Here is a 12,291-nt window from a genome sequence, read left to right as displayed (position 1 = left end):
CACATCACCTGTTCGTCTCCGCAGCACACCCCGGTCACAGCCCCTCCACCCGCAGCACGCTGGTCACGCCCCGGACGGCCGACATCTCCCGCAGCCGGGCGACCGTCGTGGCCAGCGCCGCGTCCGGGGCGCGATGGGTCACGATCACCAGCGTGGCGGCGTCGCCGTGCCCGTCCTGGCGGACGGTGGCGATGCTCACGCCCTGCGCCGCGAACTCGTGCGCGACGGTCGCCAGCACGCCGGGCTTGTCCGCGACGTCGAGGCTGACGTGGTAGCGGGTGGGGGTGTCCGCCATCGGCCGCACGGTGAGCCCGGCGTAGCCCGTCGTCCCCGGCCCGGCGACGCCGGCGACCCGGTTGCGGGCCACCGCGACCAGGTCGCCCAGCACCGCACTGGCAGTGGGCTGACCACCGGCGCCCTGGCCGTAGAACATCAGCTCACCGGCCGCCTCCGCCTCGACGAACACGGCGTTGAACGCGCCGCCCACCGCCGCCAGCGGGTGGGTTGTCGGGATCATGGCCGGGTGCACCCGGACGGCGACGGAGTCGTCCGCGCCGTCGCTGCCCGCGACCCGTTCGCAGATCGCCAGCAGCTTGACCGTGCAGCCGATCTCGGTGGCCCGGGCGACGTCGGCTGCGGAGACCGCGGAGATGCCCTCGCGGTACACGTCGGCGGCGGTGACGGGGGTGTGGAAGGCCAGCGAGGCCAGGATCGCGGCCTTGGCGGCGGCGTCGAACCCGTCGACGTCGGCGGTCGGGTCCGCCTCGGCGAACCCTGCCTCGGTCGCCTCGGCCAGCGCCTCCGCGAAGCCGGCCCCGGTCTCGACCATCCGGGACAGGATGTAGTTCGTCGTCCCGTTGACGATGCCGACCACCCGCCGGAGCTGGTCACCGGCCAGTGACTCGCGCAGCGGGCGCAGCAGCGGGATCGCCCCGGCGACCGCGGCCTCGTAGTACAGGTCGACCCCGGCCTCGGCGGCGGCGGCGTGCAGCGCGACGCCGTCCTCGGCCAGCAGCGCCTTGTTGGCGCTGACCACCGACTTCCCGGCGCCGATGGCCGCCAGCAGCAGGGTGCGCGCGGGTTCGATGCCGCCGATCACCTCGACCACCAGGTCGACGTCGGGCCGGGTGACCAGCCCCTCGGCGTCCGTGGTCAGCAGCTCGGCGGGCACCTCGGGGTGCCGGTCGGGGCGGCGGACGGCGACCCCGGCGACCTCGACCCGGCGGCCGATCCGGGCGGTCAGGTCGTCGGACTGCTCGGACAGCAGCCGCAGGACGGCACCGCCCACGGTGCCGCAGCCCAGCAGGGCGACCTTCAACGAATCGCTCACGACTGGGCTCCTGCGGCGTGCTCGGGCGCCGGCTGGTCGATCGCCGGGCTGGGGGCGGGCACGTCGGCGAGGACGGCATCGAGGGCGAACACGTCGGACAGTGTCTGACGCCGCAGGATCTCGGTCGCCACCCCGTCCCGCACGGCGACCACCGGCGGCTTCAGCAGGTAGTTGTAGTTGCTCGCCATCGACCAGCAGTAGGCGCCGGTGGCGGCGACCGCCAGCAGGTCACCGGGCTGCACGTCGGAGGGCAGCCACAGGTCACGGACCAGCACGTCGCCGCTCTCGCAGTGCTTGCCGACCACCCGGCAGAGCGCCGGCGGGGCGTCGGAGCTGCGGTTGGCCAGCACGCAGGTGTAGCTGGCGTCGTAGAGGGCGGTGCGGATGTTGTCGCTCATCCCACCGTCGACCGACACGTAGTTGCGCACCAGGGGGGTGCCCGGTGCGCCGCTGGCCCCGAGTCGCACGGGCTTGATCGTGCCGATCTCGTACAGCGTCACGGTGCCCGGCCCGGCGATCGCGCGGCCCGGCTCGACCGCCAGCCGGGGCACCGGCAGCCCGAGGGCCGCGCACTCGGCGGCGATGACCGACCGCAGCTTCACCGCGACGTCCTCGGGGCTGACCGGGTCGTCCTCGGCGAGGTAGGCGATGCCGAAGCCGCCGCCGAGGTTGAGCTCGCCGAGCACCTCGCCGGTGGCCTGGTGGACCTGGCCGAGCAGGCCGACGACCCGGTGCGCGGCGGCCTCGAACCCGGCCGTGTCGAAGATCTGCGAGCCGATGTGACTGTGCAGGCCGGCCAGGTGCAACCCCGGCTCCCGGATCACCCGGACGGCCGCGGTGAGCGCGTCGCCGGTCGCCAGCGAGAAGCCGAACTTCTGGTCCTCGTGGGCGGTGGCGATGAACTCGTGGGTGTGCGCCTCGATGCCCACCGTCGACCGGATGAGCACCGACACCGGCGCGCCACCGGCGGCCACCCGGGCTTCCCCGAGCGGCACCAGCCGGTCGATCTCGTCGAAGGAGTCGAGCACCACGTGGCCGATCCCGGCGTCCACCGCGAGCTGCAGCTCGACCAGCGACTTGTTGTTGCCGTGCAGCGCGATCCGCTCGGCCGGGAAGCCGGCCGCCAGCGCGACCGCGAGCTCGTTGCCGCTGCAGGCGTCCAGGTGGAGCCCGTCGTCGGCGATCCAGCGGGCCACCTGCCCGCAGAGGAACGCCTTGGAGGCGTAGTGCACGTCGGCGTCGACGAACGCGTCGGCGAAGTCGGCGGCCCGGCCGCGGAAGTCACCCTCGTCCAGCACGAACAGCGGGGTGCCGTGCTGCCGGGCGAGGTCGGTCACCCGGCGTCCCCCCAGCTCCAGCTCGCCGTCGACCCGCCGGGCCGACCGCGGCCAGACCTGCGGGTCCAGCACGCCCAGGTCGGCCGGTGCCGGGCCGGCCGCGGGAGGCGGCGCGATGTTCCCGTGCAGCGGACCGGCCGGGTGCGCCCTCACATCCGCTCCGGGGCGGAGACGCCGAGGACGGTCAGGCCGTTGCGCAGCACCGTCGCGGTTGCCGCGCACAGCCACAACCGGGCCGTGGTCACCGGCGTGGCCTCCTCGTCACCGCGCGGCAGCACCCGGCAGGAGTCGTAGAACCGGTGGTAGGTGCCGGCCAGCTCCTCCAGGTAGCGGGCCACCCGGTGCGGGGCCCGCAGCTCCGCGGCCGAGGCGATCACCCGGGGGAACTCCCCCAGCGCCCGCAGCAGGTCGCCCTCCCGCTGGTGCGCCAGCGCCGCGGTGTCCACGTCGCCGGCCTCGCCCAGCGGCAGGCCGAGGTCGGCGGCGCCGCGCAACAGCGAGGAGATCCGGGCGTGGGCGTACTGGACGTAGAAGACCGGGTTGTCGTTGGTCTGCCGGCTCCACAGGTCCAGGTCCAGGTCGATCTGCTGGTCGACCGAGGCCCGGGCCAGCGCGTACCGGGCCGCGTCGGCCCCGACGGCGGCCACCAGGTCCTCCAGCAGCACCACCGTGCCGGCCCGCTTGCTCATCCGCAGCGGCTCCCCGTCCCGGACCAGGTTCACCAGCTGGCCGATCAGGATCTCCAGGTTGACGTCCGGGTCGTCGCCGAGGGCGGCGACCAGCGCCTTGTACCGGCCGATGTAGCCGTGGTGGTCGGCGCCGAGCATGATCACGACCTTGTCGAAGCCGCGCTCCCGCTTGTCCAGGTAGTAGGCGCAGTCGGCGGCGAAGTAGGTCGTCTCGCCGTCGCTCTTGACCAGCACCCGGTCCTTGTCGTCGCCGAAGGTCGTCGTCCGCAGCCAGACGGCGCCGTCGGCCTCGTAGACGTGCCCCTGCTCCCGCAGCCGGGCCACCGCCTTCTCCAGGGCACCGGTCTCGTGCAGCGTGCGCTCGCTGAAGTAGACGTCGAAGACGACGCCGAAGTCGGCCAGTGTCCGCTTGATCTCGGCGAACATCAGGTCGACGCCGAGCACCCGGAACCGCTCCTGCTGGTCGGCCTCGGGCAGCTCGAGCACGCCGGGCTCAACGGCCACCACCTGGGCGGCGATCTCACCGATGTAGTCGCCGGCGTACCCGTCCTCCGGCACCGGCCGCCCGTGTGCCGCGGCCAGCAGGCTCAGCGCGAACCGGTCGATCTGCGCGCCGGCGTCGTTGAAGTAGTACTCCCGGGTCACCTGCGCGCCGCTGGCCGTCAGCAACCGGCCGAGGGCGTCACCCACGGCCGCCCACCGGGTGCCGCCGATGTGCACCGGCCCCGTCGGGTTCGCCGACACGAACTCCAGGTTCAGCCGCTGCCCGGCCAGCACCTCGGTGCGCCCGTAGGCCTCCCCCGCGGCGACCACCCGGACGGCGATCTGCCCCAGCGCGTCCTTGGCCAGGGTGACGTTGAGGAAGCCGGGCCCGGCGACGTCGACCGCGGAGACGCCCTCGACGCCACGCAGCTCACCGGCGAGCACCTCGGCGACCTCCCGCGGCGGGCGACCGGCGGCCTTGGCCAGCCGGAGGGCCACGTTGGTGGCGTAGTCACCGTGCTCGGGGTTCTTCGGGCGCTCGATCACGACGTCGTCGGGGACGGCGGCCGAGAGCACGCCGCGCTCCACGGCCGCCGCAACTGCGGACCGGACGACGTCGCTGAGCTGCTCGGGTGTCACCGTTCGATCGTACGGAGCGGGGCATCCCCGTTCCGACCTGCCCGCCGACTGTGTGCCGGGACACCTCCGCAGTGACCGCCGACGGTCGGGGACCACACAGGTCCGCGACCTAGACTCGCAGCCGCCGGACGGGAGCAGCCCGGGACGGACGCGAGCGTGCGGCTCCCACGGGAGGGCGCGGCTCACGACGCACAGCGAACGAGGAGCGGCAGTGGCCAAGGACCCCAAGCCCGAGAACAGCCGCGCGACCGGCGGCGCTTCCCGTGGAGGGTCCGGTGCCGGTAGCCAGCGGGTGCCCGGCAAGGGCTCGGGCGGCCGGGGGCGGACCCGACCGCCGGCCAACGTGGTCACCAAGCAGAAGCCCTGGGGCCTGATCGCCGCGGCTGTCGCGGTGGTGGTCTTCGCCGCGGCCGTCATCAGCTACGCCGTCGTCCAGGTGAACGAGTCGAACGCGAACCAGGTCACCGAGGCCAGCCAGATCGCCGGCCTGGAGACCTTCGAGTACGCCGCCGGCCAGGAACACGTCACCACGCCGGTCAGCTACACCGAGAGCCCGCCGGTCGGCGGGCCGCACGACGGCGAGTGGGCCGACTGCACCGGCACCGTCTACGACGTGGACATCCGGCACGAGAACGCCGTCCACTCCATGGAGCACGGCGCGACCTGGATCACCTACGACCCCGAGCTGATCACCGACGGCGACCTGGCCACGCTGGAGGAGCTGGTCGAGGGGACGTCGGGGCTCATGCTCTCGCCCTACGCCGGGCTCGGCTCGCCGATCAGCCTGCAGTCGTGGAACCACCAGCTGACCGTCGACTCCGCCGACGACCTCCGGGTGCAGCAGTACGCCGACTTCATGACCTACAACGCCGACTTCTACCCCGAGGTCGGGGCCAGCTGCGAGAACCCGCTGTTCATCACCGACCCGGTCGTGGAGGACGGCAGCAGCCGGGGCACCGACGCGATGGTCACCGACGCGCCGACGACGTCGACGCCGGCGCCGGAGACCACCTCGGCCCCCTGATCCACCTCCACCCCCGGCACACCACCTGAGAGGACCCGATGACCGACCCCGCGACCGAGGACGACCGTGGAGCGACGAGCTCCGGCCGGCCCCGCGGCTGGCTGACCGGCGTCCTGGTGGCGGTGATCGCCGTGGGACTGCTGCTGGCCGGTGGCGGGCTGGCCGTGGCGCTGGGCGTCGGCCGGGAGGAGCAGCCCACCACGGACTCGGTGGCGGCCGGGTTCTCCCGGGACATGTCGCGGCACCACCTGCAGGCGGTCGAGATGGCGAACCTGGCCCTCACCGAGACCACCGACCCCGAGATCCTTCAGCTCGCCTTCGACATCTCGGCCACGCAGACCAACCAGCTGGGCCGGATGCAGGGCTGGCTGGCGCTGTGGGACCTGCCGTTCACCGGCGGGGAGACCATGGCCTGGATGTCGGACGGGGAGATGGCCGGACACGACATGGCCGGCCACGGGACTGCCGGCGCGGCGCTGATGCCGGGGATGGCGACCGAGGCGGAGCTCGCTGAGCTGCGCTCGCTCTCCGGGACGGCGTTCGACCGGATGTTCCTGCAGCTGATGATCCGGCACCACCAGGGCGGGCTGGCGATGGCCGAGTACGGGCGGGAGCACTCCGACGTGGACGTCGTGGAGCGCCTGGCCCGCTCGATCGCGGAGACCCAGGACGCCGAGAGCACCACCATGGCGGCGATGCTCCGGGCCCGGGGCGGGGAGCCCCTGCCGGCGCCCTGACCCGGTCGCGGGGTCGCCGGGGCCCCTGCCGGTGCCGTACCCGCGGGCTGGTAACGTGCCACGGGCGCCGAGCGGGAGCGGAGCGCAGCACGATCGCAGGACAGCAGGACAGCAGGAAACGTGGACGAGCCCCCGTAGCTCAGGGGATAGAGCACTGCCCTCCGGAGGCAGGGGCGCAGGTTCGAATCCTGCCGGGGGCACACCAGCCCAGCTCGCACCACGACCCCCCGCCCGCCCAGGACATCGCGTCCGGGCGGGCGGCGTCGTCTCCGGGCGCCGTCAGCCCTGCTGGACCCGGCCGCCGGCCACCGCGAACCGCCGGGTGGTGCGCACGACCTCGAGCATCCGGCGGTCGTGCGTGACCAGCAGCAGGGTGCCGGTGTAGTCGGCCAGCGCCTGCTCCAGCTGCTCGATCGCCGGCAGGTCCAGGTGGTTCGTCGGCTCGTCGAGCACCAGCACGTTGACCCCGCGGGCCTGCAGCAGCGCCAGCGCCGCCCGGGTCCGCTCCCCCGGTGACAGGGTGCCGGCCGGCCGCACCACGTGGTCGGCGCGCAGCCCGAACTTGGCCAGCAGCGTGCGCACCTCGGCATCGGGCAGGTCGGGCACCTCGGCCCCGAACGCCGCAGCCAGCGGCTCGTCCCCCAGGAAGCTGCCCCGAACCTGGTCCACCTCGCCCAGCCGCACACCCGAGCCGAGCGCCGCCGTCCCCTCGTCCAGCGGCAACCGGCCCAGCAGCGCGGCGAGCAGCGTGCTCTTCCCCGAGCCGTTCGCCCCGGTGATCGCCACCCGGTCACCCCAGTCCACCTGCAGGTCCACCGGCCCGAGGGTGAACCCGCCTCGGCGGACGACGGCGCCGCGCAGCGTGGCGACCACCGCCCCGGCCCGCGGTGCCGCGGCGATCTCCATCCGCAGCTCCCACTCCTTGCGCGGCTCCTCGACCACCTCCAGCCGCTCGATCCGCCGCTCGGTCTGCTTCGCCTTCGCCGCCTGCTTCTCCGACGAGGACCGGTTGGCGGCCTTGATGTGCTTGTCGCCGTCCTTGGACTTCTTGATCGAGTCGCGGACGCCCTTGGCCATCCAGTTGCGCTGCATCCGGGCCCGCGACTCCAGCGACGCCTTGGTGTCGGCGAACTCCTCGAACTCCTCGCGGGCGTGCCGGCGGGCCACCTCCCGCTCGACCAGGTAGGCGTCGTAGCCGCCGTCGTGCACCCGGACCAGCTGCTGGGCCAGGTCCAGCTCGACCACCCGGGTGACGGTCCGGGCGAGGAACTCCCGGTCGTGGCTGACCAGCACCACCCCGGTGCGGAGACCGGCGACGAAGCGCTCCAGCTGCTCCAGCCCGGCCAGGTCGAGGTCGTTGGTGGGCTCGTCGAGGAGCAGGACGTCGTACCGGCTCAGCAGCAGCGACGCCAGCCCGACCCGGGCGGCCTGCCCGCCGGAGAGCCCGATGGTCGCCGCGTCCAGCGCGACACCGGGGGCCACCGAGTCGACCACCGCCTCGGCGCGCTCGGCCAGGTCGGCGCCACCGAGGGCCAGCCAGCGCTCCAGGGCGTCGCCGTACCGGTCGTCGGCGCCGGGGGCACCGGCGGTGAGCGCCTCCGTGGCCTCCTCCATCACCCGTTCGGCGGCGGCGACCCCGGTGCGGCGGGCCAGCAGCTCCAGCACGGACTCACCCGGCCGCCGGTCGGTCTCCTGCGGGAGGTACCCGACCGTCGCCGACGGCGGGCTGAGCGCGATCTCCCCGGACTCGGCCGGCAGCACCCCGGCGAGGGTCTGCAACAGGGTGGACTTGCCGGCGCCGTTCACCCCGACCAGGCCGACGACGTCACCAGGGGCGACCACCAGGTCGAGGTCGGCGAACAGGACCCGGGCGCCGTGACCGGCGGCCAGTCCACGGGCGAGCAGCGTGGCGGACACGCGCCCATGGTGCCGCCCGGCGGCCGGACGACCGGCGAGTGGCCCCGGCGGGGACCGACTCAGTCGGCGAAGGGACCGGCGCCGCCGGGCAGCTCCTCCTCCTCGGGCGCCGCCAGCACGTCGTCGGCGATCTCGTCGAGCAGCTCCTCGAACGCGGCCACCCCCGGCGCCTCGCCACCCGTGGCGCTGCGGCGGACCAGCCACGGGCGCAGGTTGTCGTAGCCGCGCACCGACACCCGGCGCAGCGGCCGCACCCGGTACTCCCGGACGCCGCGCAGCTCCCGCGCCAGCTGCTGGTCGACCAGCACGGTCGAGGGCCGGGCGATCGAGGTGAGCCGGCTGGCCAGGTTGACCACCGGCGAGTAGACGTCCCCGAGCCGGGTCAGCACCGGGCCGTGGGCGGCGCCCACCCGCAGCGGTGGACGGTCCGCGGCGGTCCACTCCTCGGGCAGCAGCAACGCGATCTCCACCGCGTCCACCGGGTCGGCGCAGGTGAACAGCACGCCGTCCCCGACCGTCTTCACCACCCGACCGCGGAACCGGGCGATGACGTCGGCGGCCAGCCCCTCGAAGTCCTCGACCATCACGCCCAGCTCCCGGCCGCCCATGCCGCGGCTGCGCGAGGTGTAGCCGACGAGGTCGGCGAAGCCAACCGCCAGCTCCCGCCGGTCACCGCCACCCGGGGCGGCGAGGAACAGCCGGCCGGCGTTGGCGGCCAGGTGCCGCCGCCAGACGTAGTCCTGCAGCTCGCGCATGAGCGGCAGCAGCCGCTCGGTGGACCGGACGGCCTCGGCCTCGACCGCCGCACGGTCCGCCGGCGCAGCCTCGGGAGGGGTCAGGAGCGTGGCCAGCATGTCGGTCTGCCAGTCGGCCAGCCGGGACAGCGACTGCCCCATGGCGCGGGCGATGGACGCCTCGGCACCGGGCTCGACGAAGCCCGAGTCGATCAGCGCCGACAGCCGGGCCAGGGCGGTGACGTCGGCGTCGGTGAACGCGGGGTCGCCCTCGGGGACGTCGGCGAAGCCCAGGGCCCGCCACAGCCGCTGGGTGCGCTCGGGTGGCATGCCGGCCAGCTCGGCCACCTGTCGGCGGGTGTACCGGCGGGGCCCCTCGAGGAGCAACCGCTCCAGGGACTCGCGGGGGTCGGGGCCGCCGGCGGCACCCGGTTCGGACGTCGGCAGCGCTCAGCCCGCGCTGTGCGTACCGGCCGATGGGCCGACGAGGCTGCGAGAGACGTTCACCGGACCTCCTCGGAGGACGTTCGTCGGGCGTCCACGGCGCTGCTGGGACATCCGTCGGTGTGCGGGTTCACCCATCCGCGCGGAACCTACCGAACTCGCGGCCGAGGACGTGCCACCGGTCACTCTCCGCCTGCGGAGTCCTCGCGCCGGACGGGGTCGGTGCGCTTGGATGGCCGCGGTGCCGGACCGGCCGGCGGAACGAGGAGGGCGAGATCAGCAGCGTCAGATCGGCCGCCGTCGACCCCGTCCGGGTCGAGGTGAACGGCCTCACGAAGACGTTCGGCAAGGTGCGCGCGGTCGACGACCTCAGCTTCACCGTCGAGCCGGGACAGGTGACCGGCTTCCTGGGCCCCAACGGCGCAGGGAAGACGACCACGCTGCGGATGGCCCTGGGCCTCATCACCCCGGACACCGGCACGACCACCTTCAACGGCGTCCGCTACGCCGGGCTGCCCGAGCCGATGCGCCAGGTCGGCGCGGTGCTGGAGACGGCGTTCCACCCTGCTCGGAGCGGCCGCGACCACCTGCGGGTCTACTGCCGCGCGACCGGCCTGCCGGTCCGCCGCGCCGACGAGGTGCTCGACCAGGTCGGGCTCGGCACCGCCGGCCGGCGCCGGGCCGGGGGCTACTCCCTGGGCATGCGCCAGCGCCTCGGCCTGGCCACGGCACTGCTGGGCGACCCGGCCGTGCTGGTGCTCGACGAGCCGGCCAACGGCCTGGACCCGGAGGGCATCCAGTGGCTGCGCGGCTTCCTCCGCCACCTGGCCCACGCCCAGGGCCGCACCGTGCTGGTCTCCAGCCACCTGCTGGCCGAGGTCGAGCAGACCGCCGACCGGGTGGTGATCGTCGGCGCCGGGAAGCTCGTCCGCGAGGGGACGCTGGCCGAGCTGCGCTCGGGGAACGCCGGCAGCGTGCTGGTGCGCAGCCCGCACAGCACCGCCCTGGCCGACCTGCTGCGCACCACCGGGACGACGGTGGCCCCGACCGATGCCATCCCCGACGGCCTGACCGTCACCGGGCTGAGCACGGACGAGGTGGGTCGGCGGGCCTTCGCCGGCGGGATCGAGCTGCACGAGCTGCGGTCGCACACCAGCGGACTGGAAGAGATCTACTTCCAGCTCACCGCCGGCCAGGAGCAGTACGCCGCCGCCCACGCCGAGCAGGGAGCCGCGTGATGGGCACGGTCGTCGCACGGCTGGTCCGTGCGGAGTGGACGAAGCTGTTCACCACCCGGGTCTGGATCGGGCTGCTGCTCGGCGCCTGCGTGCTCTCCGGTGCGTTCGCGGCGCTGTTCACCGCCTTCGCCGGCAACCAGGACAGCGGGCTGCCGCCGCTGGACTCGCCCGAGTACGCGCGGCTGGCCTTCTCCATCGCCACGAACGCGACGGTCATCTCCGTCGTCCTCGGGATCATCGGGATCACCCAGGAGTACCGGCACCGCACCGCGACGCCCACCTTCCTGGCGACCCCGCAGCGTGGCCGGGTGGTGATCGCCAAGCTGCTGGCCTACGCCCTCGTGGCCGTCCCCTACGCGGTGCTCGTCTGCGCGGTCACCGTGGCGGTCGTGCTGGTCTACGGCAACGCCCGCGGCAACGCACCCGAGCTGACCGGGGAGAACCTGGAGGTGCTCGCCTTCGCCGGTCTGGCACTGGTCGTCTACACGGTGATCGGCGTCGGGCTCGGTGCCCTCCTGAAGAACCAGGTGGGGGCCATCGTCGCCGCCCTGGTCTACCTCTACGTCGTCGAGCCGCTGCTGCGCAGCATCCCGGCGACCTCGGGGGCCTACAAGTGGCTGCCCGGCGGCGCCCTGGAGGCGATGACCGCCACCTTCCAGGGTCCGGACCTCCTGGAGCAGTGGCAGGGCGTGCTCCTGCTGCTGGGCTACGGGCTGGCCGCCGCCCTGCTCGGCACGCTGCTGGCCGTCCGCCGGGACGTGGTCTGAGTGCGCACGTACCGGTGCCCGACCATGCCGGGGGCCGCTGCGTGACCAGCCGGATGACCGCCCAGCGACTGGGCCGGCTGGTCACCGACGGCGACCTGGCCGCCGTCCGGACGGCGGTGCAGGACCAGCCGCAGCTGTTGTCGGCCGGCATCGAGCGGGACGGCGCCGACGGCTGGACCCCGCTGCACCTGGCCGTGGCCGCCGGGCACGCGCCGATGGTGACCGCGCTGGTGGAGGCCGGGGCCGACACCAGCGCCCGCACCGAGGACGGCCGCACCCCACTGCACCTGGCCATGGCGCACACCCCGCACCTCGTCGAGGTGCTCCGTGAGCTCGGTGCACCCGTCGACGCAGCCTCGGCGGCGTTCCTGGGCGAGCTGCAGACGCTGTCCCGGGCAGTGGACGACGGCACCCCGCTCAACGACCCGGACACCGAGGTCGACCTGCTGAGCTGGGCCGCGGCCGGCGCCCGCCTGGACGCCGTCGCGCTCCTGCTGCGGCGCGGTGCGGCACCCGGCCCCGCGCTGCACGCCGCAGCCGCCGCCGGCGCACCGGCGGTCGTGCAGGCACTGCTCGACGCCGGCGCGGACGTCGACCGCCGTGACCCGGCCACCGGCCGCACCGCCCTGCACGCCGCCGTCGCCGGCTCCGGCGTCGGGAACGACACCCCGGCGGTGGTCCGGCTGCTGATCGAGAGCGGGGCCGACGTGGACGCCACCACCCACGACGGCGCCTCCGCGCTGGACATCGCCCGGGTGGCGGCCGCACGGCAGCGCGCCACGGCCAGCGGGGAGGCGCCGGAGGCCGACTCGCTCGTCGAGATGCTGACCACCGCCGGCGCCACCGGATGATCCCGGCGCGGGCGCAACGGACCGCGCGGTGCCGGTTCTCGTGGGTCGCGAGGGGCCGGTGACCCGGGACACGTGCGGCAACTCACGGAGCATCACTGCAC

At 74.3% G+C, this 12,291-nt stretch carries 10 protein-coding genes and 1 tRNA gene; 6 read left to right on the top strand and 5 right to left on the bottom strand.

Annotated features, from left to right (window positions below):
- Positions 1 to 34: 34 nt before the first annotated feature.
- Genes O2W18_RS16155 through argS form a run of 3 tightly spaced genes read right to left on the bottom strand, consistent with a single transcriptional unit; the run spans position 35 to position 4,478 of the window.
- Positions 35 to 1,330, bottom strand: coding sequence for a homoserine dehydrogenase (locus O2W18_RS16155; RefSeq protein ID WP_269188477.1), 1,296 nt, complete (start codon positions 1,328 to 1,330; stop codon positions 35 to 37).
- Positions 1,327 to 2,820 (bottom strand): diaminopimelate decarboxylase, encoded by a 1,494-nt coding sequence (gene lysA / locus O2W18_RS16150; RefSeq protein WP_269188476.1) that lies wholly within the window; start codon positions 2,818 to 2,820, stop codon positions 1,327 to 1,329. The genes O2W18_RS16155 and lysA overlap by 4 nt, the downstream gene beginning before the upstream one ends.
- Positions 2,817 to 4,478, bottom strand: coding sequence for an arginine--tRNA ligase (argS, locus tag O2W18_RS16145; RefSeq protein WP_269188475.1), 1,662 nt, complete (start codon positions 4,476 to 4,478; stop codon positions 2,817 to 2,819). Before argS ends, lysA begins: the two co-directional genes overlap by 4 nt.
- Positions 4,479 to 4,689: 211 nt before the next feature.
- Here argS and O2W18_RS16140 point away from each other — a divergent pair, with 211 nt between their 5' ends.
- The 3 genes from O2W18_RS16140 (at position 4,690) to O2W18_RS16130 (ending at position 6,439) form a co-directional block, all read left to right on the top strand.
- The gene (locus O2W18_RS16140) at positions 4,690 to 5,502 is read left to right on the top strand and encodes a DUF3105 domain-containing protein (RefSeq protein WP_269188474.1); all 813 of its coding nucleotides are present in this window, start codon (positions 4,690 to 4,692) and stop codon (positions 5,500 to 5,502) included.
- A gap of 38 nt (positions 5,503 to 5,540) precedes the next feature.
- On the top strand, positions 5,541 to 6,239 hold the full coding sequence (locus O2W18_RS16135; protein ID WP_269188473.1) for a DUF305 domain-containing protein: 699 nt from the start codon (positions 5,541 to 5,543) through the stop codon (positions 6,237 to 6,239).
- Between the two features lie 128 nt (positions 6,240 to 6,367).
- A tRNA-Arg gene (locus O2W18_RS16130) sits at positions 6,368 to 6,439 on the top strand.
- Positions 6,440 to 6,518: 79 nt separating this feature from the next.
- Here O2W18_RS16130 and O2W18_RS16125 read toward each other — a convergent pair.
- Both O2W18_RS16125 and O2W18_RS16120 read right to left on the bottom strand, forming a co-directional pair.
- On the bottom strand, positions 6,519 to 8,156 hold the full coding sequence (locus O2W18_RS16125) for an ABC-F family ATP-binding cassette domain-containing protein (protein WP_269188472.1): 1,638 nt from the start codon (positions 8,154 to 8,156) through the stop codon (positions 6,519 to 6,521).
- Between the two features lie 59 nt (positions 8,157 to 8,215).
- A complete protein-coding gene (locus O2W18_RS16120; RefSeq protein ID WP_269188471.1) occupies positions 8,216 to 9,277 on the bottom strand; it encodes an adenylate/guanylate cyclase domain-containing protein in 1,062 nt (353 codons plus the stop codon).
- Positions 9,278 to 9,654: 377 nt separating this feature from the next.
- Between O2W18_RS16120 and O2W18_RS16115 the strand changes: the two genes are divergently transcribed.
- Genes O2W18_RS16115 through O2W18_RS16105 form a run of 3 tightly spaced genes read left to right on the top strand, consistent with a single transcriptional unit; the run spans position 9,655 to position 12,190 of the window.
- The gene (locus O2W18_RS16115) at positions 9,655 to 10,572 is read left to right on the top strand and encodes an ABC transporter ATP-binding protein (RefSeq protein WP_269188470.1); all 918 of its coding nucleotides are present in this window, start codon (positions 9,655 to 9,657) and stop codon (positions 10,570 to 10,572) included.
- Positions 10,572 to 11,339 (top strand): ABC transporter permease, encoded by a 768-nt coding sequence (locus O2W18_RS16110; RefSeq protein WP_269184075.1) that lies wholly within the window; start codon positions 10,572 to 10,574, stop codon positions 11,337 to 11,339. Before O2W18_RS16115 ends, O2W18_RS16110 begins: the two co-directional genes overlap by 1 nt.
- 41 nt (positions 11,340 to 11,380) lie before the next feature.
- Positions 11,381 to 12,190: an ankyrin repeat domain-containing protein gene (locus O2W18_RS16105; RefSeq protein ID WP_269188469.1), complete on the top strand. Its 810-nt coding sequence runs from the start codon at positions 11,381 to 11,383 to the stop codon at positions 12,188 to 12,190.
- Positions 12,191 to 12,291: the final 101 nt, after the last annotated feature.

The organism is Modestobacter sp. VKM Ac-2983 (assembly GCF_026967885.1).
GTDB lineage: Bacteria > Actinomycetota > Actinomycetes > Mycobacteriales > Geodermatophilaceae > Modestobacter.
Note: the sequence above shows the minus strand (reverse complement) of the source record. Positions and strands in the feature narration are given on the sequence as shown.